The sequence below is a fragment of the Pseudomonas sp. H3_D04 genome (assembly GCF_054669175.1).
This window is the reverse complement of the sequence record NZ_CP162801.1, coordinates 4507554-4534046: the sequence shown is the minus strand read 5'-3', so window position 1 is coordinate 4534046 and position 26493 is coordinate 4507554. Positions and strand designations below refer to the sequence as shown.

21 protein-coding genes are annotated in these 26493 nt (G+C 58.5%); 17 read left to right on the top strand and 4 right to left on the bottom strand.

Translation table 11 applies throughout. The features are described from left to right. Positions 1-209: 209 nt before the first annotated feature. Entirely contained in the window at positions 210-1844 is a 1635-nt protein-coding gene (locus tag AB4N91_RS21045) for a Na+/H+ antiporter (RefSeq protein WP_010462844.1), read from the top strand. Between the two features lie 23 nt (positions 1845-1867). Here the strand turns inward: AB4N91_RS21045 and AB4N91_RS21040 are convergent, their stop codons facing one another. The 4 genes from AB4N91_RS21040 to map form a co-directional block, all read right to left on the bottom strand. Next, on the bottom strand, positions 1868-2611 hold the full coding sequence (locus AB4N91_RS21040) for a M12 family metallopeptidase (protein ID WP_154912971.1): 744 nt from the start codon (positions 2609-2611) through the stop codon (positions 1868-1870). Between the two features lie 373 nt (positions 2612-2984). Then, on the bottom strand, positions 2985-4184 hold the full coding sequence (dapC, locus tag AB4N91_RS21035) for a succinyldiaminopimelate transaminase (protein WP_102595804.1): 1200 nt from the start codon (positions 4182-4184) through the stop codon (positions 2985-2987). Positions 4185-4306: 122 nt separating this feature from the next. Next, positions 4307-7009: a [protein-PII] uridylyltransferase gene (locus tag AB4N91_RS21030; protein ID WP_010462838.1), complete on the bottom strand. Its 2703-nt coding sequence runs from the start codon at positions 7007-7009 to the stop codon at positions 4307-4309. A gap of 50 nt (positions 7010-7059) precedes the next feature. Beyond that, positions 7060-7842 carry a type I methionyl aminopeptidase gene (map, locus tag AB4N91_RS21025; RefSeq protein WP_010462836.1) on the bottom strand — a complete coding sequence of 261 codons (783 nt, stop codon included), beginning with the start codon at positions 7840-7842 and terminating at the stop codon, positions 7060-7062. 373 nt (positions 7843-8215) lie between these two features. Between map and rpsB the strand changes: the two genes are divergently transcribed. The 16 genes from rpsB to dnaE all read left to right on the top strand — a co-directional run bounded on the left by rpsB (position 8216) and on the right by dnaE (position 26431). Then, a complete protein-coding gene (rpsB, locus tag AB4N91_RS21020) occupies positions 8216-8953 on the top strand; it encodes a 30S ribosomal protein S2 (RefSeq protein ID WP_007907989.1) in 738 nt (245 codons plus the stop codon). 190 nt (positions 8954-9143) lie between these two features. Next, a complete protein-coding gene (gene tsf / locus AB4N91_RS21015; RefSeq protein WP_010462832.1) occupies positions 9144-10007 on the top strand; it encodes a translation elongation factor Ts in 864 nt (287 codons plus the stop codon). A gap of 209 nt (positions 10008-10216) precedes the next feature. Further along, positions 10217-10960, top strand: a complete 744-nt coding sequence (gene pyrH, locus AB4N91_RS21010) for a UMP kinase (protein ID WP_003172271.1) — start codon at positions 10217-10219, stop codon at positions 10958-10960. Further along, a complete protein-coding gene (frr, locus tag AB4N91_RS21005) occupies positions 10957-11514 on the top strand; it encodes a ribosome recycling factor (RefSeq protein ID WP_010462824.1) in 558 nt (185 codons plus the stop codon). Before pyrH ends, frr begins: the two co-directional genes overlap by 4 nt. A 13-nt stretch (positions 11515-11527) precedes the next feature. Beyond that, positions 11528-12283, top strand: a complete 756-nt coding sequence (gene uppS, locus AB4N91_RS21000; protein ID WP_010462822.1) for a polyprenyl diphosphate synthase — start codon at positions 11528-11530, stop codon at positions 12281-12283. Continuing rightward, positions 12283-13089 carry a phosphatidate cytidylyltransferase gene (locus tag AB4N91_RS20995; protein WP_010462821.1) on the top strand — a complete coding sequence of 269 codons (807 nt, stop codon included), beginning with the start codon at positions 12283-12285 and terminating at the stop codon, positions 13087-13089. Before uppS ends, AB4N91_RS20995 begins: the two co-directional genes overlap by 1 nt. After that, entirely contained in the window at positions 13086-14276 is a 1191-nt protein-coding gene (gene ispC / locus AB4N91_RS20990; RefSeq protein WP_154912970.1) for a 1-deoxy-D-xylulose-5-phosphate reductoisomerase, read from the top strand. The genes AB4N91_RS20995 and ispC overlap by 4 nt, the downstream gene beginning before the upstream one ends. A 53-nt stretch (positions 14277-14329) precedes the next feature. After that, a complete protein-coding gene (gene rseP, locus AB4N91_RS20985; protein ID WP_010462816.1) occupies positions 14330-15682 on the top strand; it encodes a sigma E protease regulator RseP in 1353 nt (450 codons plus the stop codon). Positions 15683-15756: 74 nt separating this feature from the next. Beyond that, entirely contained in the window at positions 15757-18132 is a 2376-nt protein-coding gene (gene bamA, locus AB4N91_RS20980; RefSeq protein WP_077748329.1) for an outer membrane protein assembly factor BamA, read from the top strand. Positions 18133-18177: 45 nt separating this feature from the next. Further along, positions 18178-18681 carry an OmpH/Skp family outer membrane protein gene (locus tag AB4N91_RS20975; protein WP_010462812.1) on the top strand — a complete coding sequence of 168 codons (504 nt, stop codon included), beginning with the start codon at positions 18178-18180 and terminating at the stop codon, positions 18679-18681. 3 nt (positions 18682-18684) lie between these two features. Continuing rightward, a complete protein-coding gene (gene lpxD, locus AB4N91_RS20970; RefSeq protein ID WP_077748330.1) occupies positions 18685-19740 on the top strand; it encodes a UDP-3-O-(3-hydroxymyristoyl)glucosamine N-acyltransferase in 1056 nt (351 codons plus the stop codon). A gap of 108 nt (positions 19741-19848) precedes the next feature. Then, the gene (gene fabZ, locus AB4N91_RS20965; RefSeq protein WP_008154051.1) at positions 19849-20289 is read left to right on the top strand and encodes a 3-hydroxyacyl-ACP dehydratase FabZ; all 441 of its coding nucleotides are present in this window, start codon (positions 19849-19851) and stop codon (positions 20287-20289) included. Next, the gene (gene lpxA, locus AB4N91_RS20960) at positions 20286-21062 is read left to right on the top strand and encodes an acyl-ACP--UDP-N-acetylglucosamine O-acyltransferase (protein ID WP_010462807.1); all 777 of its coding nucleotides are present in this window, start codon (positions 20286-20288) and stop codon (positions 21060-21062) included. Before fabZ ends, lpxA begins: the two co-directional genes overlap by 4 nt. Before the next feature lie 2 nt (positions 21063-21064). Further along, entirely contained in the window at positions 21065-22195 is a 1131-nt protein-coding gene (gene lpxB / locus AB4N91_RS20955; RefSeq protein WP_154912969.1) for a lipid-A-disaccharide synthase, read from the top strand. Positions 22196-22206: 11 nt separating this feature from the next. Next, positions 22207-22833 (top strand): ribonuclease HII, encoded by a 627-nt coding sequence (gene rnhB, locus AB4N91_RS20950; protein WP_010462803.1) that lies wholly within the window; start codon positions 22207-22209, stop codon positions 22831-22833. Positions 22834-22909: 76 nt separating this feature from the next. Then, complete coding sequence (gene dnaE, locus AB4N91_RS20945; protein WP_010462801.1) at positions 22910-26431, top strand: DNA polymerase III subunit alpha; 3522 nt, start codon at positions 22910-22912, stop codon at positions 26429-26431. Positions 26432-26493: the final 62 nt, after the last annotated feature.

Genomic DNA, 26493 nt, shown 5'->3' with positions numbered 1-26493 from the left:
AATTGCCCCCTTTGCAGGTGCTGGAAATAAAAGGTGAAGGATTATGCCATGACCGGACGGTTTCGCGGCGGCCGCGGTCGTTTAGTCATCGTAAGCCCGCTGGGTTTGCGCTGTTTCAGGGTGATGCGACATTGGTGCAACGGTCAGCCCGCAGTCTAAGCGGCTAATATGGCACTTCAATGCTGTCGATTACCTGGGAACCGCGCTTTATGCAAACCGCCTACACCGTCCTGATCCTGCTGATGCTGGTGGGCCTTTCACGCCTGATCGGACGGGTGATCCCGCTGCCGTTGCCCTTGGTGCAAATTGCCGCGGGTGCGTTGCTCGCCTGGCCGACCCTGGGTCTGCATGTGGCGCTGGATCCGGAATTGTTCCTCTTTCTGTTCCTGCCGCCACTGCTGTTCTCCGACGGCTGGCGTATGCCCAAACGTGAACTGTGGCGCCTGCGCGGGCCGATCCTTACCCTGGCGGTGGGGCTGGTGTTGTTTACGGTGGTCGGCGCTGGCTATTTCATACATTGGTTGTTACCGAGTATTCCACTGCCGGTGGCCTTTGCGCTGGCGGCCGTGCTGTCGCCGACGGATGCCGTGGCGGTCTCGGCGATTTCCCAGAACCGCTTGCCGACGCCGCTGATGCACATGCTGCAAGGCGAGGCGTTGATGAACGATGCCACGGGCCTGGTGACGTTCAAGTTTGCGTTGGCCGCAGCGGTGACCGGGGTGTTTTCGCTGGCGAATGCCAGTGTGACCTTTGTGCTGGTGGCGCTCGGCGGCCTGGCCGTCGGTGTGGCTTTGAGCTGGCTGGTGGGACGCCTGCGTTCCTGGATGATCGCTCGCGGCTGGGATGATCCGGCGACGCATGTGGTGTTCATGTTGCTGCTGCCGTTCGCGGCTTATGTGCTGGCTGAGCGTCTTGGCGCTTCCGGCATCTTGTCCGCCGTGGCTGCGGGGATGATGCAGAGCTGGCTCGACCTGCTCCCGCGCCAGACCAGCACTCGATTGCTCAACCGCAGCGTCTGGTCGTTGCTTGAGTTTGCTTTCAACGGCTTGATCTTCCTGCTGCTGGGATTGCAACTGCCGGACATCATCAAGGCGGTGGTCAGCCACGAAACATCGCTATGGCCGACGTTGCTGTATCGCTGTCTGGACGTAGTGGCGATTTTTCTGGTGCTGCTGTTGTTGCGCTTTGTCTGGGTGCAGAGCATCTGGCGCTTGTCTGTTTTGCTGCGACGCCTGCGCGGTAAAGGCGAAGTGACTCAAGTGCCGACCGCGCGCTCCTGCTGGTTGCTGACGGTCGGCGGCGTGCGCGGCGCCGTGACGCTGGCGGGGGTACTGTCGGTGCCGTTGCTGATGGGCGGCGACGCGTTTCCCGAGCGGGACCTGCTGATTTTCATCGCCGCCGGGGTGATTCTGCTGTCCCTGATCGCCGCCTGCATCGCTTTGCCGCTGTTGCTGCGCGGCATCGAAAAAAGCCCTGACGACAAGCGCCGCAATGAAGTGCGTGATGCCTGGCGCAAAACCGCTGAAGCGGCGATTCATGCACTGGAAGTCGAGGAAGCCAAGCCTGCGGATGCGGCCGAGGCCGCGTTGGCCGTCGAACTCAAAGCGCGGATCATGTCCGAATATCGGCATCAACTGGAGGTCTTCAATGACTCGGCCGAGGCCCAGGCATTGGCCTTTCAGATGGACTTGCTGGAGCGGCGTCTGCGGTTGAAGGCGCTGCGAGCGCAGCGCCTGGAGTTGTACAAACTCAGTCGTCATCACCAGATTGGTGATGACGTGTTGCGAGAAGTGTTGGGTGAGCTGGATTTGAGTGAGGCCAACCTGGGTCAAGTGAAGGCGTGAGCGAAGGGTCGACCTGACGGTTTTCAGTGTGGGTAAACCGAGCTGATGAACTTGATATCTTGCTCGGACAGTTGGTTGTTTTGAGGGACTTCGATCTTGTCCCACATGACACTCGCAGGAAAGGCGTAGTGCATGATTGATTTCGGGTCGTAGGGTGTTTGCCGGGTGTGGCTGTAATCAAATTTTTTCAGGACATTCCGGTAAATCTCTTCTTCGGTCCAGCCGTGTTCTTTGAATTCGCGATAGAGAGCGGATAAATTCCAGTCCAGTGGCGCGTCGGGATGCTGATGTTCATGTTCAACCCCTAGTGCATGGCCGAACTCATGCATGGCAGCTACCGTGAAAAAAGAAGACTGGTAGTCGGTGCCCAGCACCATTGTGGGCAGGTGCGGGAGAATGTTTCGTGCGTCTGTCCCAATGACAGAGCTGCCTGCGCCATCTTTGAAGTGAGACAGTAATATTCGTATGTCCCCGTCATACAACTCGTCGTTATCGTCCAGCTCGATGAATTCGAATTTCAGGTTTACGTGGGGCGCCCATTGGTTGATGGCGGCGACGACGGTCTGGAACATGGCTTCGTCATAGCGTGTGATAGCAATACGCAGCGTTTGGCCGTTGGTCCAGAATTTGGCAGGCGCCGCGACGCTTCGTGTCGTGCGGGACTGGGAGTTGCCAATAGCCTCGTGATCGAGTGCTTCGGAGGCGTTAGTAGTAGAGCCGGCATCATTGAGGCCGTAAGTACGGCAGCAGGGTTTTGGGATATTCATATATTATTGCTACTTGTGGGTGTTTAAATATTTTGATGTTTTTAAGGCGCAAAAAACTGCTCGCATGGCAGTTACGTGTGTTCTGCGTTCGATAAGTAGTAATTGATACAAAGACAAGTAGCGAATATTGTGGTGTTTCAGTATGTTTTGGTTTGAAGGTGTTGTGTTGTGTTGTGCGTTGTGAATGCTAAAGGTTTTTTGCGTGGTTATATATTTAGGAGTGGCTATATATACTGGGTGGTTTCTTTTATTTCGAGTATGCAGAAGTGCTGCTGGTAAGAAGTGCATTCAAGTAATTTGAATGTCTGTAACGGGGTGAGTTCGGCTTTATAAACAAGCCCCGCGCCATGGGGTATGGCGCGGGGTGTCAGTGTTATTTATTGCGCGTAATAAAGGCGCGGATGCGTTCTGCGGCTTCTATGCATTCTGCCAGTGGCGCAACCAGCGCCAAGCGTACACGGCCTGCGCCCGGGTTGAAGCCATCAACCGCACGGGACAGATAAGAACCCGGCACCACGGTCACGTGTTCTTCCACAAACAGATCACGGCAGAACGCCTCGTCATCGCCTTCAACATTCGGCCACAGGTAAAAACCACCGTCCGGACGCTGCACATCCATCACCGGGCTGAGGATTGCCAGCACCGCATCGTACTTCTCGCGGTACAGCGCACGGTTGGCGCGCACATGTACTTCGTCATTCCACGCGGCGACGCTGGCCAGTTGGGTTTGAACGGGCATGGCGCAGCCGTGGTAGGTGCGATAGAGCAGGAAGCCCTTGAGGATGTCGGCGTCACCGGCGACAAAACCTGAACGCAGGCCCGGCAGGTTGGAGCGCTTGGACAGGCTGTGGAACACCACGCAGCGTTTGAAGTCCTTGCGGCCCAGTTCCACGCAAGCGCTGAGCAGGCCCGGCGGCGGTGTCTGTTCGTCGAAATACAGTTCGCTGTAGCATTCGTCAGCGGCGATCACGAAGTCGTATTCGTCAGCCAGGGCGATCAGTTTTTTCAGGGTGTCGAGCGGAATCAGCGCGCCGGTCGGGTTGCCTGGCGAGCACAGGAACAGGATCTGGCAGCGTTTCCAGATGTCCGGCGAGACAGCGTCGAAATCCGGGTTGAAGCCGTTTTCGTCCAGGCATGGCAGGTAATGCGGCTTGGCCCCGGCGAGGAACGCCGCGCCTTCGTAGATCTGGTAGAAAGGATTCGGGCTGACCACCAGCGCATCTTCGCCACGGTTGACCACGGTCTGGGTGAAGGCAAACAGTGCTTCTCGGGTGCCATTGACTGGCAACACGTTGCGCGCCGGGTCGAGCCAGCCGGTCGGAACGCTGAAGCGGCGTTCACACCAGGCGGCGATGGCTTCACGCAGGGCCGGGATTCCGAGGGTGGTCGGGTACACGGCCATCTGATCCAGATTGCTTGCCAGGGCTTCAGCGACAAAGCTTGGCGAACGGTGCTTCGGCTCGCCGATGGACAGCGCGATGGCGCGCTTTTCCGGGTTTGGCGTGACGCTGCCGAGCAGGGCGCGGAGCTTCTCGAACGGATAGGGCTGCAACTGGTTCAGAGCGTTGTTCATGAGGGGGCCTCGTTCATTGTGGGAGCGAGCCTGCTCGCGAAGGCGGTGTGTCAGAAACGATGATGTTGACTGACCCTCCGCTATCGCGAGCAGGCTCGCTCCCACAGGGGAAAATTGTGAGTTCAGATACTGATGCGTGACAATTTGATATCGGGTTCGTTACTGACGGTCAGCTGTTCAACGATCGCATCTTGCAAGCGGGTACACAGCAGCGGGTCGGACAATGGCTGGTTGTTCGCGTCGGTGATAAAGAACACGTCTTCCACGCGTTCGCCCAAGGTCGCAATCTTGGCGTTCTGCAGCGACAGGTCGAACTCGAGGAAGATCGTGCCGATCCGCGCCAGCAGACCCGGACGGTCCGGAGCACTGAGTTCCAGCACCGTCACCGGACGTTGAGCGTCGTTGTGGATCGTCACCTGTGGCGCAAACGCGAAATGCTTGAGCTGACGCGGCACGCGGCGCTGGATGATGGTCGGGTAGTCGTCCGGGTTGCGCAGGGCTTCGGTCAGACCCTCGCGGATCTGTTTGACCCGCGCCGGGTTATCACCGATCGAGTCGCCGTCAGTGTCGAGCACGATATAGGTGTCGAGGGTGAACTGGCTGCTGGAGGTGATGACCCGAGCGTCGTGAATGTTCAGGTTGAGCTGGTCCATCGCGGCCACGGTCACGGCGAAGAAGTCATGCTGGTCAGGTGCGTAGATGAAGATCTGCGTACCCCCCTCGAATTCACGCTGGGTGGTTTCCTTGATCAGCACCAGCGGCCCGCCATCGGCCGGTTGCTGGAGGATCGCGTCACTGTGCCAGGCGACGTCGCCGGCGGTGTGACGCAGGAAGTAGTCATCGCCCAATTGCGACCACAGCTGTTCGACATCGTCCGGGTCGGTACCGCCGCGCACCAGGATATCCAGGGCTGCGCTCTGGGTCTGGCGGATCTGCATTTCGCGGTCCACCGGGTTTTCCAGGCCGCGTCGCAAGGCGCGCTTGGTCTCGGTGTAGAGCTGGCGCAAGAGGCTGGCGCGCCATGAGTTCCACAGGGTCGGGTTGGTGGCGTTGATGTCGGCCACGGTCAATACGTACAGGTAGTCGAGACGGGTTTCGTCGCCGACGGCCTGGGCGAAATCGTGGATCACCTGCGGGTCGGACAAGTCCTTGCGCTGGGCGGTGGTCGACATCACCAGGTGATTCTGCACCAGCCAGACGATCAGGCGAGTGTCCCATACCGGCAATTGGTGGCGCTGGCAAAAGGCTTCGGCATCCACCGCGCCGATTTCCGAGTGGTCGCCATGCCGGCCTTTGCCGATGTCGTGGTACAGGCCTGCCAGGTAAATCAGCTCGGGTTTGGGCAGCTTGGCCATGAGCTTGCTGGCCAGCGGGAATTTTTCCGATACCTGGGTGTACTGCAACTTGCGCAGGTGCTTGATCAGATTCAGGGTGTGGGCGTCGACCGTATAGATATGAAAGAGGTCGTGTTGCATCTGCCCGACAATGAAGCCGAACTCCGGCAGGTAACGCCCGAGGATGCCGTAGCGGTTCATCCGGCGCAGGTTGCGGTGGATACCGATCTTGCACTTGAACAGCTCGATGAACAGGCTGGTGTTGCGAATGTCATTGCGGAAATCGTCGTCGATCAGGTGACGATGCTCGCGCAGCAGACGAATGGTGTCGGCGCGCACGCCTTTGATTTCCGGTTGCTGGGCCATCAGCACGAAGATCTCGAGCATGGCGAACGGCGTGCGACGGAACACGTTGTCGTTGCGCGCTTCGATATAGCCATCGTGTAGCTGGAACCGCGAGTTGATCGGCTGCGGCGGCGCTTCGTCTTCCGGGGCGAGGATGACTTCTTCGAAGTGCTGAATGATCAGGTCGCTGAGCTGGGCAATGCTCATGACCACCCGGTAATACTGCTGCATGAAGTTTTCGATGGCTTGCTTGGCGTCATCGCCCTCGAAACCCAGTAGCCCGGCAATCGAGCGCTGGTGGTCGAACAGCAAGCGGTCTTCGGAACGACCGGCGAGCATGTGCAGCGCGTACCGGACCTTCCACAAAAACTCCTGGGACGAGGCGAGCAGGGCGTTTTCGCTTTCGACCAGAAAGCCTTCGCCAGCCAGTGCTCGCAGGTTCAGGGTGCCATATTCGCGACGGGCCACCCACAGAATCGTCTGAATGTCCCGCAGGCCGCCGGGCGAACCTTTGACGTTGGGTTCCAGGTTGTATTCGGTGTCGTTGTATTTGTGGTGACGGGCCTTTTGCTCGGCGCGCTTGGCCAGGAAGAACTCCTTGCTCGGCCACATGTGCGCGGTGCTGGTGACGTCAAGCATGCGCTGGCGCAAACGCTCGGGACCACAGATGGTGCGGCTTTCCATCAGGTTGGTGACCACCGTCAGGTCGGCGCGGGCTTCAATGGCGCATTCGTCCACCGAGCGAACGCTCTGGCCGACTTCCAGGCCGATGTCCCACAACAGCGTCAGAAAACGCTCGATGGAATCGCGGAAAACTTCGTGATCGGCGCTGTCCAGCAGGATCAGCAGGTCGATGTCGGAATAAGGGTGCAACTCACCGCGACCGTAGCCACCGACCGCGACCAGCGCGATGTCGGCGTCTTCGCTCCAGTTGAACTGCTCCCAGGCCTTTTGCAGGATGTTATCGACGAACCAGGCGCGATCCTCGATCAGCCGGCGAATGTCCCGGCCGCTGCGAAAGCGCCCGTCGAGCACCTCGCGGGCCTGGCGGATCGCCTTCTTGAAGGCCGCGATCGGGCTTGCCTTCAGGGCCAGTTCAGCCTGGAACTGGCCGCGGTCGAAGAGTTCGGGATCCACCTGCGGCATCGATTGGCTTTCCTATCTATCTATAAGGCTGGGAGCTGCCTGGGTTCGGATCAGGCCGAAACGCGCGGGATGGTGTCATCGGCGCGCAAGGTGAAGATCTCGTAACCGGTCTCGGTCACCAGCAGGGTGTGCTCCCACTGGGCCGACAACTTGCGGTCCTTGGTGATCGCGGTCCAGCCGTCGCCCAATACCTTGGTGTCAGCCTTGCCCTGGTTAATCATCGGCTCGATGGTGAAGGTCATGCCCGCTTTCAGCTCCATGCCGGTGCCGGCGCGGCCGTAATGCAGGATTTGCGGCTCTTCGTGAAACACCTTGCCGATGCCATGGCCGCAGAACTCGCGAACCACCGAGAAACCGTTCTTTTCAGCGTGTTTCTGGATGATTTCACCGATGTCGCCCAGGCGGCAGCCGGGTTTGACGATCTCGATGGCCTTGTACATGCATTCCTGAGTCACTTGCGACAGGCGCTCGGCCCAGACCGGCACGCTGCCGACGTGGAACATGCGGCTGGTGTCGCCGTGGAAACCGTCCTTGATGACGGTGACGTCGATGTTCAGGGTGTCGCCATCCTTCAGCGGCTTCTCGTTCGGGATGCCGTGGCAGACCACGTGGTTGATCGAGGTGCAGATCGACTTCGGGTAGCCTTTGTAGTTGAGCGGGGCAGGGATGGCTTTCTGCTCGTTGACGATGTAGTCGTGGCAGATGCGGTCCAGCTCTTCGGTGGTGATCCCCGGCTTGACATGTTCGGCAATCATTTCCAGCACATCGGCGGCCAGTTTGCCGGCGACACGCATCTTTGCGATGTCCTCGGGGGTTTTGAGGGTGACGGTCATACAGGCTCTCTCTGCGCTCAATGGCGCTTGCTAAAACGAAATGGGCATTGCGCGTTCGATCTTCGCGGCCCTGAAAAACGCAATTCTAACAGACGATCAGCGCAAATCTGAGCCTCTGTGCATCGCTTCTCTCTATAGATTGGCGCATTCTTGGGCGATTCCAAGTGCGCGGTTGAAGTCACGCATCAGGAATTGAGAATCCGGGTTCCGTTTTTTGCATCCCTGTGATATAAAATGCGCCGCTTTCCGGGGATACCCCGAAAGGCTTAAATCCACACACGTGTCGACACGATGACCTGGGTGCCTTCAGCTGATGCTGCTGGTTGGTCATTGGGATACGTGGAGGCCAAACCCGACTTATTAAGGAACTATCATGTCCCAAGTCAACATGCGCGATATGCTGAAGGCCGGTGTGCACTTCGGTCACCAGACCCGTTACTGGAACCCGAAAATGGGTAAGTACATTTTCGGCGCGCGTAACAAGATTCACATTATCAACCTTGAAAAAACCCTGCCAATGTTCAACGAAGCTCTGACTTTCGTAGAGCGTCTGGCCCAGGGCAAAAACAAGATCCTGTTCGTCGGCACCAAGCGTTCCGCTGGCAAGATCGTTGCTGAAGAAGCAGCACGTTGCGGTTCGCCGTACGTCGATCACCGCTGGTTGGGCGGCATGCTGACCAACTTCAAAACCATCCGTGCTTCCATCAAGCGTCTGCGTGACCTTGAAGTGCAAGCCGAAGACGGTACTTTCGCCAAGCTGACCAAGAAAGAAGCGCTGATGCGCACTCGCGATCTTGAGAAGCTCGATCGTTCCCTGGGTGGTATCAAGGACATGGGCGGTCTGCCAGACGCTCTGTTCGTTATCGACGTTGATCACGAGCGCATCGCGATCACCGAAGCCAACAAGCTGGGCATCCCGGTTATCGGCGTAGTCGATACCAACAGCAGCCCGGAAGGCGTTGACTACATCATCCCAGGCAACGATGACGCAATCCGCGCTATCCAGTTGTACATGGGTTCGATGGCTGACGCAGTCATCCGCGGTCGCAACCACGTTGCTGGCGGCACCGAGCAGTTCGTTGAAGAAGCTCCGGCGGCTGCAGCTGAGTAATTGACGCCCTGGCGTTGACTCAGTAAGCAAAAAGGGGGCTTGGCCCCCTTTTTGCCACCTCGAGAACCGTTTGTGGGCAGCGCAGCTACAGCCTTTGTAACGTGCAGCCGCTAACAAATGGGGTCGGGAAGAATTGATCGCCCGTTTGATCGGGTGGAATGGTTGAAAACCTATCCAAGAGGATTTTGAAATGGCAGAGATTACTGCAGCGTTGGTTAAAGAACTGCGTGAGCGTACCGGCGAAGGCATGATGGATTGCAAAAAGGCCTTGACCAAGGCCGGCGGCGACATCGAAAAAGCCATTGATGACATGCGTGCTTCCGGCGCCATCAAGGCTGCCAAGAAAGCAGGCAACGTAGCTGCTGAAGGCGCTATCGCTCTTAAAGAAGACGGTAAAACCGCCGTTCTGTTGGAAGTTAACTCGCAGACTGACTTCCTGGCCCTGCAAGACGACTTCAAGGCATTTGTTGCTTCCAGCGTTGAAAAAGCGTTCGCTGACAAGCTGACTGATGTCGCTCCGCTGATCGAAGCTCAAGAAGCCGATCGCCTGGTTCTGGTCGGCAAGGTTGGCGAAAACGTCAACATCCGTCGCCTGGCTCGCGTTGAAGGTGATGTTGTTGGTGGTTACCTGCACGGCAACAAGATCGGTGTTGCGGTTGTTCTCAAAGGCGGCACCGTTGAGCTGGCCAAAGACATCGCCATGCACGTAGCGGCCACCAACCCTGAATTCCTGCTGCCATCGGAAGTTTCCGCTGAAGCGGTCGAGCGCGAAAAAGGCGTTTTCCTGACCCTCAACGCTGACAAGATCGCTGGCAAGCCAGAAAACATCGTTGAAAACATGGTCAAAGGCCGTATCAGCAAGTTCCTGGCTGAAGCGAGCCTGGTTGAGCAGGCGTTCGTCAAGAACCCTGAAATCAAGGTCGGCGAACTGGCCAAGAAAGCCGGTGCTGAAATCGTTTCTTTCACCTACTTCAAAGTAGGCGAAGGCATCGAGAAGCCGGTCGACAACTTCGCTGAAGAAGTTGCTGCCCAGCTGGCTGCCGCCAAGCAATAAGACGGTTTTTAACTGTCGCCCTGAAGAGGCTGCCCGCTTACGCGCGCAGCCTCTTTTCAGATGGGGCACCAATTTTTATTGGTTTCCCTTTGGAACTGGCTTACAAAGCCATGTTCCGATGGCGCTGAAGCAGCGCCAAGCTAGAGTGAACGCCAGCTGTAAACAGCTCGCAAAGAATTTTTAAAAATACGCCGCAGGAGAGATTCGCAATGGCTCAGCAGGGCAGTGGTTATCAGGCTCGCTATAAACGCATTCTACTCAAGCTTAGCGGCGAGGCCCTGATGGGCTCGGAAGAGTTCGGGATCGATCCGAAAGTTCTGGATCGCATGGCGCTTGAAGTCGGCCAACTGGTCGGCATCGGTGTTCAGGTCGGTCTGGTGATCGGCGGTGGCAACCTGTTCCGCGGTGCAGCGCTGAGCGCGGCCGGCATGGATCGGGTAACGGGCGACCACATGGGCATGCTGGCCACTGTGATGAACGCCTTGGCCATGCGCGATGCACTGGAACGTGCCAATATCTCGGCCATCGTGATGTCGGCCATTTCCATGGTGGGCGTGACGGATCACTATGATCGTCGCAAAGCCATGCGTCACCTGAACGCCAAGGAAGTGGTGATTTTCGCCGCCGGTACCGGGAATCCGTTCTTCACTACGGATTCGGCAGCCTGCTTGCGAGCAATCGAAATCGACGCCGATGTCGTGCTCAAGGCGACCAAGGTCGATGGCGTCTACACCGCTGACCCATTCAAAGACCCGCATGCCGAGAAGTTCGATCATCTGACTTACGATGAAGTGCTGGATCGCAAGCTGGGCGTGATGGATTTGACGGCCATTTGCCTGTGCCGCGACCACAAGATGCCGTTGCGCGTCTTTAACATGAACAAGCCCGGCGCCCTGCTGAACATCGTGCATGGCGGCGCTGAAGGGACCCTGATCGAGGAAGGCCAACAATGATCAATGAAATCAAGAAAGACGCTCAAGAGCGCATGAAAAAATCCGTGGAATCGCTGCTGCACAACTTCGGCCGTATTCGTACCGGCCAGGCGCACCCAAGCATTCTTGAAGGCGTGATGGTGCCGTATTACGGTTCCGACACCCCGATCAAGCAGGTGGCGAACATCACCGTCAAAGACGCCCGTACCCTGCAAGTCGTGGCCTTTGAGCGCAACATGCTGGGTGCTGTCGACAAGGCCATCGGTAGTGCGGGTCTGAACCTCAACCCGACCAACCTGGGCGAGTTGTTGCTGATCTCCATGCCGGCCCTGACCGAAGAAACCCGCAAGGGCTTCACCAAGCAGGCTCGTGACGTCGCTGAAGATGCCCGTGTTGCCGTGCGCAACATCCGTCGCGATGCCAACAGCTCGCTGAAGGATCTGGTCAAGGAAAAAGAAATCAGCGAAGACGAAGAGCGTCGCGCCACTGGCGAGATCGACGATTTGACCAAGAAGTATGTGGCTGAAATCGACGCGCATCTGGCACAGAAAGAAAAAGACCTGATGGCCGTATAAGGGTCGCGTTTTCATGGAAAAGACTAAGCAGACTGCGCCGTCCGCGGTGCCGCGCCATGTCGCGATCATCATGGATGGTAATAATCGCTGGGCGAAAAAACGCTTTATGCCGGGTGTCGCCGGGCATAAAGCGGGCGTGGATGCAGTTCGCGCAGTGATTGAGGTGTGTGCCGAGGCCGGGGTCGAGGTATTGACCCTGTTCGCCTTCTCCAGTGAGAACTGGCAGCGCCCGGCCGATGAAGTCAGTGCCTTGATGGATCTGTTCTTCAAGGCATTGCGTCGCGAGGCCAAGCGCCTCAATGACAACAACATCAGTCTGCGCATCATCGGTGATCGTTCGCGCTTTCATCCCGAGCTTCAAGTGGCGATGCGTGAAGCCGAGGCGATGACTGCTGGTGCCAACCGCTTTGTCCTGCAGATTGCCGCCAACTACGGCGGCCAGTGGGACATTGCGCAAGCCGCGCAGCGTCTGGCGCGGGAGGTTCAGGCCGGGCACCTGCGTCCGGAGGACATCACTCCGGAGCTGTTGCAGACCTGTCTGGCCACCGGCGATCTGCCGTTGCCAGACTTGTGCATCCGCACCGGTGGCGAGCACCGCATCAGTAACTTCCTGCTCTGGCAACTGGCTTATGCCGAGTTGTACTTCTCCGACCTGTTCTGGCCGGACTTCAAACACGACGCCATGCGTAACGCGCTGGCCGATTTCGCTTCTCGCCAGCGTCGCTTCGGTAAAACGAGCGAGCAGGTCGAGGCTGGAGCCCGGGTTTAATGCTCAAACAACGAATCATCACCGCGCTGATCCTGCTGCCGATCGCTTTGTGCGGGTTTTTCCTGCTCGAAGGCACAGGCTTTGCGCTGTTCATCGGGCTGGTCGTGACCCTCGGCGCGTGGGAATGGGCTCGCCTGGCAGGCTTCAACGCCCAGCCGATTCGCGTGGCCTACGCGGTTGTGGTCGCCTTGATGTTATTTGTCATGCACATCCTGCCGGGGCTCGCGCCCTGGGTATTGGGCGCTTCGGTGCTCTGGTGGGGTGTGGCGACGTATCTGGTGCTGACCTACCCGCGTTCCAGCGAGCACTGGTCCAGCGCCGCCTGCAAGCTGGTGATCGGTTTGCTGATCCTGCTGCCGGCCTGGCAGGGGCTGGTCCAGATCAAGCAGCAACCTTTGGGTAACTGGTTGATCATGGCGGTGATGGTCCTGGTCTGGGGTGCCGATATCGGCGCGTATTTTTCCGGCCGGGCCTTTGGCAAGCGCAAGCTGGCGCCGCAGGTCAGTCCTGGCAAGAGCTGGGAAGGCGTGTACGGCGGCTTGCTGTTGAGTCTGGTGATCACGGCGATCGTTGGTTTTGTGCGCGACTGGAGTTTCGTGCAAATGCTGATGGGTCTGATCGGTGCGGCAGTGATCGTTTTCATCTCGGTCGTGGGCGACCTCACCGAGAGCATGTTCAAGCGTCAATCGGGGATCAAGGACAGCAGTAACTTGCTGCCGGGCCACGGCGGGGTGCTGGATCGCATCGACAGCCTGACGGCCGCGATCCCGGTCTTTGCCGTGTTGTTGTGGATGGCTGCACCGTGAGCCGCCCACAACAGATTACCGTTCTGGGGGCGACCGGCTCCATCGGTCTGAGCACCCTGGACGTGATCGCTCGCCATCCCGAGCGTTATCAGGTGTTCGCCTTGAGCGGTTTTACTCGCCTGAGTGAGCTGCTGGCTTTGTGCGTACGTCATACGCCGCAGTTTGCCGTTGTGCCGGAAGCGGGCGCTGCCCGAGCCTTGCAGGTCGACTTGCGCGCCGCAGGCCTCTCGACCCGCGTGCTGGTTGGGGAGGAGGGGCTGTGTCAGGTGGCTTCCGACCCTGAGGTCGATGCGGTCATGGCGGCCATCGTCGGCGCGGCGGGCTTGCGTCCGACCCTGGCGGCCGTCGAAGCGGGCAAGAAGATTCTGCTGGCCAACAAAGAAGCGCTGGTCATGTCGGGTGCGCTGTTCATGCAGGCCGTGCGCAAAAGCGGTTCAGTGCTGCTGCCGATCGACAGCGAGCACAACGCGATTTTTCAATGCATGCCGCAGGATTTCGCCCGCGGACTTGGCGCGGTGGGCGTGCGTCGGATTCTGCTGACTGCTTCTGGTGGTCCGTTCCGACAGACACCGATGGCCGAACTGGTGCATGTTTCCCCTGAGCAAGCGTGCGCTCATCCGAACTGGTCCATGGGGCGTAAGATTTCGGTTGATTCGGCCAGCATGATGAACAAAGGGCTCGAGTTGATCGAGGCCTGCTGGCTGTTCGACGCCAAGCCATCCCAGGTCGAAGTGGTGATTCATCCTCAGAGCGTGATTCATTCGCTGGTCGACTATATCGATGGCTCGGTACTGGCCCAGTTGGGCAATCCTGACATGCGCACGCCGATCGCCAACGCCCTGGCCTGGCCAGAGCGCATCGATTCTGGTGTGGCGCCACTGGATCTGTTTGCCATCGCGCGACTGGACTTCCAGGCGCCCGATGAAGAGCGTTTCCCTTGCCTGCGCCTTGCGCGTCAGGCTGCCGAAGCCGGCAATAGCGCGCCGGCCATGCTCAATGCGGCGAATGAAGTGGCTGTCGCGGCGTTTCTCGACGAGCGGGTTCGCTACCCGGAAATCGCGAGTATCATCGAGGAAGTGTTAAACCTTGAGCCGGTCGTTGCGGTGGATGATCTCGAGGCGGTGTTTACCGCCGACGCGAAAGCGCGGGTACTCGCCGAACAATGGTTGAGTCGTCACGGGCGGTAAGTGCTGCAATACGTTGACCCATGCGGCATTGGACAGGATTGCGGAGAAAGTAGATGAGCGCGCTCTATATGATTGTCGGCACCCTGGTTGCACTGGGCGTGCTGGTCACCTTCCACGAGTTTGGCCATTTCTGGGTCGCACGTCGCTGTGGGGTCAAAGTGCTGCGTTTCTCCGTAGGCTTCGGCATGCCGCTGCTGCGCTGGCACGACAAGAAAGGCACCGAGTTCGTGGTGGCTGCCATTCCGTTGGGCGGCTACGTGAAGATGCTCGACGAGCGCGAAGGTGATGTGCCAGCCGATCAGCTCGATCAATCCTTCAATCGCAAATCGGTCCGCCAGCGCATTGCCATCGTGGCTGCCGGACCGATCGCCAACTTTTTATTGGCAATGGCTTTTTTCTGGGTATTGGCCATGCTCGGCAGCGAGCAGGTGCGGCCGGTCATCGGTGCGGTCGAGTCCGGCAGTATCGCCGCCAAGGCCGGTCTGGGTGCTGGTCAGGAAATTATTGCCATCGATGGCGAGCCAACTTCTGGCTGGGCCGCAGTGAATCTGCAGCTGATCCGTCGTCTTGGCGAGAGCGGTTCTATTCAATTGCTGGTGCGTGAGCAGGGCTCCACGGCGGATTCACCCCGTGAGCTGATGCTGGATAAATGGCTCAAGGGGGCTGACGAACCGGATCCGATTCGTTCGCTGGGTATTCGCCCTTGGCGTCCGGCGTTGCCGCCCGTCCTGGCTGAACTTGATTCGAAAGGGCCGGCACAGGCAGCGGGCCTGAAGACCGGTGATCGGCTGTTGGCCCTTGATGGCAAGTCACTTGATGACTGGCAGCAGGTGGTCGACACGGTCCGTATGCATCCGGATACCAAAATCATGCTGCGCGTTGAGCGTGATGGTGCTCAAATCGACGTCCCTGTGACCTTGGCCGCTCGCGGCGAAAGCAAGGCGCCCACCGGTTATCTGGGCGCGGGGGTGAAAGCGGTTGATTGGCCACCAGAGATGATTCGCGAGGTCAGTTATGGCCCTGTGGCCGCAATTGGCGAGGGTGCACGACGCACCTGGACCATGAGCGTGCTGACCCTCGATTCGCTAAAGAAAATGTTGTTCGGCGAGCTCTCGGTAAAAAACTTGAGTGGACCGATAACCATTGCTAAAGTGGCGGGCGCTTCTGCCCAGTCGGGTGTCGCTGATTTCCTGAATTTCCTTGCTTATCTGAGTATTAGCCTGGGGGTTCTGAATTTGTTGCCCATTCCTGTACTGGATGGGGGACATTTGTTGTTTTATCTGATCGAGTGGGCGCGTGGTCGTCCCTTGTCGGATCGGGTGCAGGGTTGGGGGATACAGATCGGTATCAGTTTGGTGGTCGGGGTGATGTTGCTTGCTCTGGTCAATGATTTGGGCCGTCTGTAACACTTCGCTGAATTGCGAATCTGCCGCATTTTGCGGCAGTTTGTTTATTGCCAGTTGGAATAAGAAAGGACTTCATGAAACGTCTGCTGCTAACTGCGGTTCTCACCGTATTGATGATCGCCGAAGTTCACGCCGAGTCCTTCACTATCTCTGATATTCGCGTCAATGGCCTCCAGCGGGTCTCCGCGGGTAGCGTCTTTGGTGCTTTGCCGTTAAACGTCGGTGAACAGGCGGATGATCGTCGCCTGGTGGAATCCACTCGTGCGCTGTTCAAAACCGGGTTCTTTCAAGATATCCAGCTGGGCCGCGATGGCAACGTCCTTGTCATCACGGTAGTCGAGCGCCCGTCAGTCGCCAGTATCGAGATCGAAGGTAACAAGGCGATCTCTACTGAAGACCTGATGAAGGGACTCAAACAATCCGGTCTGGCCGAAGGCGAGATCTTCCAGCGTGCCACCCTCGAAGGTGTGCGTAACGAACTGCAGCGCCAATATGTCGCCCAGGGTCGCTACTCCGCCACCGTCGACACCGAAGTGGTGCCGCAGCCGCGTAACCGCGTCGGCCTGAAGGTCAACATCAACGAAGGCACCGTTGCGGCAATCCAGCACATCAACGTGGTGGGTAACACGGTCTTCCCTGACGAAGACCTGATCGACCTGTTTGAATTGAAGACTACCAACTGGCTGTCGTTCTTCAAGAACGATGACAAGTACGCCCGCGAAAAACTGTCCGGTGACCTGGAGCGTCTGCGCTCCTACTACCTGGACCGTGGCTATATCAACATGGATATCGCTTCGACCCAGGTGTCCATTACTCCAGACAAGAAACACGTCTACATCACCGTCAACGTCAACGAAGGCGAGAAGTACACCGTTCGTGACGTCAAGCTGAGCGGCGACCTGAAAGTCCCTGAGGACCAGGTCAAGTCCCTGCTGCTGGTTCAGAAAGGCCAGGTGTTCTCGCGCAAGCTGATGACCACCACGTCCGAGCTGATCACCCGTCGCCTGGGTAACGAGGGTTACACCTTCGCCAACGTCAGCGGCGTGCCTCAGCCGAACGATGAAGACCACACGGTCGACATCACTTTTGCTGTCGATCCGGGCAAGCGTGCTTACGTCAACCGCATCAACTTCCGTGGCAACACCAAGTCCGAAGACGAAGTGTTACGCCGTGAAATGCGTCAGATGGAGGGCGGCTGGGCTTCGACCTACCTGATCGACCAATCCAAGACCCGCCTTGAGCGTCTGGGCTTCTTTAAAGAGGTCAACGTCGAAACCCCGGCTGTACCGGGTGTCGACGACCAGGTTGACGTGAACTACAGCGTTGAAGAACAGGCTTCCGGTTCGATCACCGCCAGCGTCGGTTTCGCTCAGAGCGCCGGTCTGATCCTCGGTGGTTCGATCACCCAGAACAACTTCCTGGGTACCGGTAACAAGGTCAGCATCGGTTTGACCCGCAGTGAATACCAGAGCCGTTATAACTTCGGTTATGTCGACCCGTACTGGACTGCTGATGGCGTGAGCCTGGGCTACAACGCTTTCTATCGCACCACTGACTACAAAGACCTTGATGTCGACGTAGCCAGCTATGCCGTAGACAGCCTGGGTGCTGGCGTCAACGTCGGCTACCCGATCAGCGAGACGTCGCGACTGACCTTTGGCCTGAGCGCGCAACAGGACAAGATCAAGACCGGTCAGTACACCGTTGACGAGATTTTCGACTTCGTGAACAAGGAAGGCGACAACTACCTGAACTTCAAGGCATCGGCCGGTTGGTCCGAGTCCACCTTGAACAAGGGTGTGTTGGCAACCCGCGGTCATTCCCAGAGCCTGACGTTGGAAACGACCACTCCGGGTAGCGACCTGTCGTTCTTCAAACTTGATTACCGTGGCCAGTTGTTCCAGCCATTGTCTGATAACTACACCGTACGTCTGCACACCGAGCTGGGCTATGGCGACGGTTACGGTTCGACCGACGGCTTGCCGTTCTATGAAAACTACTATGCTGGTGGTTTCAACTCGGTTCGTGGCTTCAAGGACAGCACCCTGGGCCCGCGCAGTACGCCTAGCCGTGGCACGAACCCGGGCACATTGGCCGATCCGGACCAGGATCCGCTGCCATTTGGTGGTAACGTCCTGATCCAGGGTGGTGCAGAGCTTCTGTTCCCGCTGCCGTTCGTCAAGGATCAACGCTCCCTGCGTACCTCGGTATTCTGGGATGTGGGTAACGTTTTTGACTCGCAGTGCAAAGACACCACCAATGCAAACGGTTCGGCGTCCAATACAAAGTGCAACGACATCAGCCTGAGCAACATGGCCAGTTCCGTCGGTGTGGGTGTGACCTGGGTCACCGCACTGGGTCCTCTGAGTTTCGCGTTGGCCATGCCGATCAAGAAACCGGATGACGCTGAGACTCAAGTGTTCCAATTCTCTCTCGGCCAGACGTTCTAAGCGTCTGCCCCAAAATAACGACAATGGATTTTGTAGGAGTACATCGTGCGTAAGTTGACTCAATTGGTTCTCCTGGCGACCGTACTGGTAGCAGGTCCGGCTTTTGCCGACATGAAAATCGCCGTTCTGAACTATCAGATGGCCCTGCTGGAATCCGACGCGGCCAAGAAATACGCCGTGGACGCCGAGAAGAAGTTTGGTCCGCAACTGTCCAAGCTCAAGACGCTGGAAAGCAGCGCCAAGGGTATCCAGGACCGTCTGATGGCTGGCGGCGACAAGATGCAGCAAGGCGAGCGTGAACGCCTTGAGCTCGAGTTCAAGCAAAAGGCCCGCGACTTCCAGTTCCAGTCCAAGGAGCTGAACGAAGCCAAAGCCGTTGCCGACCGTGAAATGCTGAAGCAGCTCAAGCCGAAACTGGACAGCGCTGTGGAAGAAGTCATCAAGAAAGGTGCTTTTGACCTGGTCTTCGAGCGTGGCGCAGTGATTGATGTCAAACCTCAGTACGACATCACTCGCCAGGTTATCGAGCGCATGAATCAGCTGAAGTAATCCATGACAGCGACTATAAAGCTCGGCCAGTTGGCCGAGTTCCTCGGCGCCACGCTACGTGGCGACCCGGAGAAAGAAATTACTGGGCTAGCCACTTTGCAAGAGGCTGGCCCAGCTCAGTTGAGCTTTCTCGCAAACCCCCAATACCGAAAATACCTGGCGGACTGCCGGGCTGCAGCGCTGTTGCTGAAGGCCGCTGACGCTGAAGGTTATGCCGGTAATGCGCTGGTGGTGCCTGATCCGTATCTGGCCTATGCGCGTATTTCCCATCTGTTCGATCCCAAGCCCAAGGCGCCGGCCGGTATTCATCCGACAGCGGTAGTGGCCGCGGACGCAGTGGTTGATCCGGCTGCGAGCATCGGTGCCTTTGCGGTGATCGAAAGCGGCGCGCGTATTGCTGCCGGTGTGACCGTGGGGGCGCATTGCTTCATCGGTGCCCGTAGCGAAATCGGCGAAGGCGGCTGGCTGGCCCCGCGGGTCACGCTGTACCACGACGTGCGCATCGGCAAGCGGGTAGTGATTCAGTCCGGTGCCGTGCTCGGTGGCGAAGGCTTCGGCTTTGCCAACGAGAAAGGTGTCTGGCAGAAAATCGCCCAGATCGGAGGTGTATTGGTCGGTGATGATGTGGAGATTGGCGTGAATACCGCTATCGATCGCGGTGCGCTGGCCGATACCGTACTGGGTAACGGTGTGAAGCTCGACAATCAGATTCAGATCGCCCACAACGTACAGGTTGGTGATCACACCGCCATGGCCGCGTGTGTGGGGATCTCCGGCAGCACCAAAATCGGCAAGCATTGCATGCTCGCCGGGGGCGTTGGGCTGGTGGGGCATATCGAAATTTGCGACAACGTTTTTATCACCGGGATGACCATGGTGACCCATTCGATTACCGAAAAGGGTTCCTATTCTTCCGGTACGGCGATGCAACCAGCCGCCGAATGGCGCAAAAGCGCGGCCCGTATCCGTCAGCTCGATGACATCGCGCGACGTCTGCGACAGCTGGAAAAGCGTGTAGGGGACGTGACCCCTGACGGTAATGCTTCATCAGATGGCTGATACCATTTCCATATCAAGTGTGCACAGCCGCTAGACTGCCTCCTTGATTTGCTAGAGGGGTGCGCGTCAGTCGCGCGCTCCCAATCTTTACATAGGCTTCCCCCCGAAATGATGGACATCAACGAGATTCGCGAATACCTGCCTCACCGTTACCCGTTCCTGCTGGTGGACCGGGTCGTGGATCTGGATGTGGAAGGCAAGCGCATTCGCGCCTACAAGAATGTCAGCATCAACGAACCGTTCTTCAATGGTCACTTCCCCGCGCATCCAATCATGCCGGGCGTACTGATCATCGAAGCGATGGCTCAGGCTGCCGGTATCCTTGGTTTCAAAATGCTCGACGTGAAGCCTGCCGACGGCACGCTCTACTACTTCGTCGGCTCCGACAAGCTGCGTTTTCGCCAGCCCGTCACTCCAGGCGATCAATTGATCCTCGAAGCCCGTTTCATCAGCTGCAAGCGTCAGATCTGGAAGTTCGAGTGCCAGGCTTCGGTCGATGGCAAGCCAGTCTGCTCCGCTGAAATCATCTGCGCGGAACGCAAACTATGAGTTTGATTGACCCTCGCGCAATCATCGATCCGACGGCCGTTCTGGCTGAAGGTGTCGAGGTCGGCCCATGGTCGATCGTCGGCGCAGGTGTGGAAATCGGCGAGGGGACAGTGATCGGGCCGCATGTGATTCTCAAGGGCCCGACCCGAATCGGTAAGCACAACCGCATCTACCAGTTTTCCTCGGTAGGTGAGGACACGCCCGATCTGAAATACAAAGGCGAAGAAACCCGCCTGGTCATCGGTGACCACAACATCATCCGTGAAGGCGTGACGATTCACCGTGGCACGGTTCAGGACCGTTCGGAAACGACCCTGGGCGATCACAACCTGATCATGGCCTATGCCCACATCGGCCACGACAGTGTCATCGGTAACCACTGCATCCTCGTCAACAACACTGCGTTGGCTGGCCATGTGCACGTTGAAGACTGGGCTATCCTGTCCGGCTTTACCCTGGTTCACCAGTATTGCCACATCGGCGCCCACAGCTTTTCCGGCATGGGTACCGCCATTGGCAAGGACGTTCCAGCCTACGTCACGGTGTTCGGCAACCCGGCCGAAGCCCGTAGCATGAACTTCGAAGGCATGCGCCGTCGTGGTTTCAGCGAAGACGCGATCCACGCCCTGCGTCGTGCCTATAAGGTGGTTTACCGCCAAGGCCTGACGGTTGAGCAGGCACTCACCGAATTGGCCGAACCTTCGGACCAGTTCCCGGAAGTCGCGGTGTTCCGTGATTCCATCCAGTCTTCGACCCGCGGCATCACACGTTAATCATGGCTAATCTGCGTATTGCGCTGGTGGCGGGTGAGGCTTCCGGTGACATTCTGGGCGCGGGCATCATGCGCGCACTCAAGGCTCAGCATCCGGCAGTGGAGTTCATCGGTGTCGGTGGTCCGCTGATGCAGGCCGAAGGCCTGACTTCGTATTTCCCGATGGAACGTCTTTCGGTCATGGGCCTGGTGGAAGTGCTGGGTCGATTGCGTGAACTGATGGCGCGTCGCAAAAAGCTGATCGCCGACCTGATCGCCGAAAAGCCGGACGCATTTATCGGCATCGATGCCCCGGACTTCAACCTCACTATCGAACTCAAGCTGCGTCAGGCCGGGATCAAGACCGTGCATTACGTCAGCCCGTCGGTGTGGGCGTGGCGGCAGAAGCGGGTGCTGAAGATTCGCGAAGGCTGCGACCTGATGCTGACGCTGTTTCCATTCGAAGCGAAGTTCTACGAAGAAAAGGGCGTGCCGGTGCGGTTTGTCGGGCATTCCCTGGCTGATGCGATCCCGCTTGAAGCCGATCGCGCCGCCGCTCGGGCCGAACTCGGCTTGCCGGACGGACCGCTGGTTGCGTTGATGCCGGGCAGTCGTGGCGGCGAAGTCGGTCGTCTCGGTGCGTTGTTCCTCGATACCGCCCAACGCCTGCGGGCCTTGCGCCCCGGCGTTCGGTTCGTCATGCCTTGCGCCAGCCCGGAACGCCGCGCGCAGCTTGAAGAGTTGCTGGCCGATCGCGATCTGCCGCTGACCCTGCTCGATGGCAAATCCCATCTGGCCCTTGCCGCCTGCGACGCCGTGTTGATTGCCTCCGGCACGGCGACCCTTGAAGCGCTGTTGTACAAGCGGCCGATGGTGGTCGCTTATCGCCTGGCGCCGCTGACGTTCTGGATTCTCAAGCGCATGGTGAAAAGCCCCTACATCTCGTTGCCGAACTTGCTGGCCCAACGCCTTTTGGTGCCCGAGTTGCTGCAAGACGACGCAACGGTCGAAGCCCTGGCCCAGACCTTGTCACCGTTGATCGAGGGTGGCGAAGAACAGACCCGTGGCTTCGACGAAATCCACCGGACCTTGCGTCTGGATGCCTCCAACCAGGCGGCGGATGCCGTGCTGAAACTGATTGGCCCAGTACAATGAGTAAAACAAGCATGCAAATGGGGCTGGATTTCACCTTGGTCGCTGAAGTGGAAGATCTGGTTGCCGGTGTCGACGAAGTCGGTCGCGGCCCGCTCTGCGGCGCCGTGGTCACGGCTGCGGTAATTCTCGATCCGAATCGGCCGATTCTTGGTCTGAACGACTCGAAGAAACTCACCGAAGCCCGCCGCGAAAAGCTCTACGACGAAATTTGCGAAAAAGCCCTGAGCTGGTGCATCGCCCGGGCCGAAGTTGAAGAAATCGATGAGCTGAATATTCTGCATGCCACCATGTTGGCCATGCAGCGCGCGATCGAAGGGCTGCACATCCAGCCGAAACTGGCGATGATCGACGGCAACCGCTGCCCGAAACTGTCCATGCGCGCCGAAGCGGTGGTGCAGGGCGACGGCAAGGTGCCGGCCATCGCTGCGGCGTCGATTCTGGCCAAGGTCAGCCGTGACCGTGAAATGGCCGCTTTCGAACTGATTTACCCGGGTTACGGGATCGGCGGCCACAAAGGCTACCCGACCCCCGTTCATCTGGAAGCTCTGGCCCGATTGGGGCCAACGCCGATTCACCGTCGTTCTTTCGCCCCGGTGCGCCTGGCTTACGAGGCTCGCGAAAACCTGATCGAGAGTTAGTTGCGAGGCTGATGTTTTACTCAAGGCCCGGTACAATCCGGGCCTTGTTGTCTTCACGTTTCTAGACAGGATCACTATGCCGGCTTCATTCGTTCATCTACGCCTGCACACTGAATATTCCCTGGTCGACGGTCTGGTGCGGATCAAACCGCTGGTCAAGACCCTGGTCGGCATGAACATGCCTGCCGTCGCGGTCACCGACCAGAACAACATGTGTTCCCTGGTCAAATTCTATAAAGCCGCCATGGGCGCAGGCATCAAGCCGATCTGCGGTGCCGACCTGTGGTTGTCGAACAAGGACCCGGACAACGCCCTGAGCCGGATCAGCCTGCTGGTGATGAACGCTGTCGGCTATCGCAACCTCACCGAACTGATTTCCCGCGGCTTCATCGACGGCCAGCGCAATGGCTCGGTCATCATCGAGCGCGAGTGGGTGGCCGAAGCCAGCGAAGGCTTGATCATGCTGTCGGCGGCCAAAGAGGGCGAGATCGGCCTGGCCATGCTCAGCGGCAATCCGGCAGAAGCGGAAAACCTCGCGCGCGAATGGATGGCGGTGTTCCCGGATCGTTTCTATCTGGAGATCCAGCGCACCAACCGCCCCAACGACGAAGAGCAGTTGCACGGCGCCGTGGCGCTGGCCGAGAAGATCGGTGCGCCGCTGGTCGCCACCAACGACGTGCGTTTCATCAAGCAGGAAGACTTTGCCGCTCACGAAACCCGCGTCTGCATCGGTGAGGGCCGCGCCCTCGACGATCCGCGGCGTTCGAAGAATTACAGCGATCAGCAATACCTCAAAAGCGCCGAGGAAATGGCCGAGCTGTTCAGCGACATTCCCGAAGCGCTGGCCAACACCGTCGAGATCGCCAAGCGCTGCAACATCGAAGTGAAGCTGGGCACTCACTTCCTGCCCAACTTCCCGATCCCTGATGGCATGACCATCGACGAGTATTTCCGCAAGGTCTCGTTCGATGGCCTGGAAGAGCGCCTCAGCGTTCTGCTGCCCCGAGACACCACCGAAGACTACGAAACCAAGCGTCAGGTCTACGTCGACCGGTTGAATTTCGAACTGGATATCATCATCCAGATGGGCTTCCCCGGTTACTTCCTGATCGTGATGGACTTCATCCAGTGGGCCAAGAGCAACGGCGTGCCGGTCGGGCCTGGCCGGGGGTCGGGTGCCGGGTCGCTGGTGGCCTATGTGCAGAAGATCACCGACCTCGACCCGCTGGAATATGACCTGCTGTTCGAACGTTTCCTTAACCCGGAACGGGTTTCCATGCCCGACTTCGACGTCGACTTCTGCATGGACGGTCGTGACCGTGTGATCGACTACGTGGCCGAGAAATACGGCCGTAATGCGGTGAGCCAGATCATCACCTTCGGTTCCATGGCCGCCAAGGCGGTGGTCCGAGACGTGGCGCGGGTGCAGGGCAAGTCCTACGGTCTGGCGGATCGTCTGTCGAAGATGATTCCGTTCGAAGTCGGCATGACCCTGGAAAAAGCCTACGAGCAGGAAGAAATCCTGCGCGACTTCATCAAGGTCGATGAAGAAGCCGCAGAAATCTGGGAAATGGCGCGCAAGCTTGAAGGCGTTGTGCGTAACGTCGGCAAGCACGCCGGTGGTGTGGTGATCGCGCCGACCAAGCTGACTGACTTCTCGCCGATTTATTGCGATGAGGCCGGCGACGGTCTGGTGACCCAGTTCGACAAGGACGACGTTGAAGCCGCCGGCCTGGTGAAGTTCGACTTCCTGGGCCTGCGGACCCTGACGGTCATCGACTGGGCACTGAAAACCATCAACCGCGACCGCGCCAAGGTCGATCAGCCGCCGCTGGATATCGCGTTCATCCCGCTGGATGACAAGCCGACCTACCAGCTGCTGCAAAAAGCTGAAACCACCGCGGTGTTCCAGCTCGAGTCGCGCGGCATGAAAGAGCTGATCAAAAAGCTCAAGCCCGACTGCCTGGAAGACTTGATCGCACTGGTGGCCCTGTTCCGTCCGGGCCCTTTGCAGTCGGGCATGGTGGACGACTTTATCAACCGTAAGCACGGTCGCGCCGAACTCGCGTACCCGCACTCGGACTACCAGTACGAAGGCCTCAAGCCCGTATTGGCACCGACTTACGGCATCATTCTGTATCAGGAACAGGTGATGCAGATTGCCCAGGTCATGGCCGGTTACACCCTTGGCGGCGCGGACATGCTGCGTCGGGCCATGGGTAAGAAAAAGCCGGAAGAAATGGCCAAGCAGCGCGGCGGTTTCATTGACGGTTGCAAGACCAACAATATCGACGCCGACCTGGCCGGTAACATTTTCGACCTGGTAGAAAAATTCGCCGGTTACGGCTTCAACAAATCCCACTCCGCCGCTTATGGCCTGGTTTCATACCAGACCGCTTGGCTGAAAACGCACTACCCGGCGCCGTTCATGGCCGCGGTACTGTCGGCGGATATGCACAACACCGACAAGGTCGTCACCTTGATCGAAGAAATTCGCACCATGAAGCTGCGTCTCGACGCGCCGGATGTGAATACTTCCGAGTTCAAGTTCACGGTGAATGACGAAGGCCGGATTATTTACGGCCTCGGTGCGATCAAGGGGGTGGGCGAAGGCCCGGTCGAGGCGATTACCGAGGCGCGTCAGGACGGTCCGTTCAAGGACCTGTTCGATTTCTGTGCCCGTGTCGACCTCAAGCGAATCAACAAGCGCACCCTGGACGGTTTGATCCGCAGCGGTGCACTGGATCGTCTGGGGCCTTATTTCCATGACGAGCAGAAAGCCTATCAGGCCAATATCGACCGTAACCGGGCGGTCTTGCTGAACGCCATGGAAGGGGCGATCAAGGCGGCCGAACAAACCGCGCGTACCCATGACAGCGGTCATGTCGACCTGTTTGGTGGTCTGTTCGTTGAAGAAGACGCCGACGTCTACGCCAATCATCGCAAAGCCAAGGAGTTGACCCTCAAGGAGCGCCTGAAAGGGGAGAAAGACACCCTCGGCCTGTACCTGACCGGTCACCCGATTGACGAGTACGAAGGCGAGATCCGCCGTTTTGCTCGTCAGCGCATCATCGACCTGAAGCCGGCTCGTGATACGCAAACCGTCGCCGGCATGATCATCGCCTTGCGGGTGATGAAGAACAAAAAGGGCGACAAGATGGGGTTCATCACCCTCGACGATCGCTCCGGGCGGATCGAGGCTTCGCTGTTTGCCGAAGCGTTCCACTCGGCGCAATCGCTGTTGCAGACCGATGCGATGGTCGTGGTCGAAGGCGAAGTCAGCAACGACGACTTCTCCGGTGGCCTGCGGCTGCGGGTCAAGCGGGTGATGAGCATGGAAGATGCGCGCACCAACCTCGCCGAAAGCCTGCGCCTGAAGCTGCAGACCAAGGATTTGAAGGGCGATCAGCTACGCTGGCTGGGTGAGTTGTTCAAGCGTCATCGCGGCGCGTGCCCGATCACCATGGAGTACACGAGCCCCGATGCGAAGGCCTTGCTGCAGTTTGGCGAGACCTGGCGGATCGATCCGGCGGATGCGTTGATTCAAGCCCTGCGTGACCAGTTCGGGCGAGACAACGTCTTCCTCCAATACCGTTGACGGTCGGGGCTGTCTGTAGGCCCCGATCTCGACCAGAATTTTTAATCTCGACCTGAACGCGC